We start from the raw sequence: 546 nt of genomic DNA on the forward strand, positions 1-546 counted from the left end.
GCCCAGGCCGCCAGGGCCAGGCAGCCGGCTACGCCCAGCATGAGCAGCAGCATCAGGCGCTTGCGCTCCAGCATGTCGCCCAGCGGCACGATGAGCAGCATGCTGAGCGTGTAGCCCACCTGCGTGGCAGTGGCCACCAGGCTGGCGCGGCTGTCGGTGATGTGAAAGGTGCGGCCGATGGCGGCCAGCAACGGCTGGTTATAGTAGATGTTGGCCACCACCAGCCCGCAGGTGAGGGCCATGAGCCAGACAAGGGCGCCGTCGAGCCGGCGGGCGGGCGGGGTGGGGGAGGCCGCCGCCGGGGCGGGCTGGGCAAGCAGTTCAGACATTAATAGCGCGAGCGAATCGGGATAGGGTAGCAGCGAAATAGCGTTGGGTAACCGCTTTTCGGGCCCGATGGTTGCGTCCGGCGGCCACAACCCGGCCGCCGCGCCTGCGTTTGCCCAAGCATGAGCCGAGGATTTACCAAGGAAGACGACGCCCAGACGCCGCCCATCATTCCGCCCCGCGCGGCCCTGCCGCCGGGCACGCCCAACTACGTCACGC

The 546-nt window shown here is 68.9% G+C and carries 1 pseudogene; it reads right to left on the reverse strand.

Annotation, left to right across the window (positions count from 1 at the left end):
* Positions 1-329 (reverse strand): annotated as a pseudogene (locus ACYVDE_RS25870) (hypothetical protein); the annotation flags it as partial.
* Between the last annotated feature and the right edge of the window lie 217 nt (positions 330-546).

This window comes from Hymenobacter agri, from assembly GCF_054778495.1.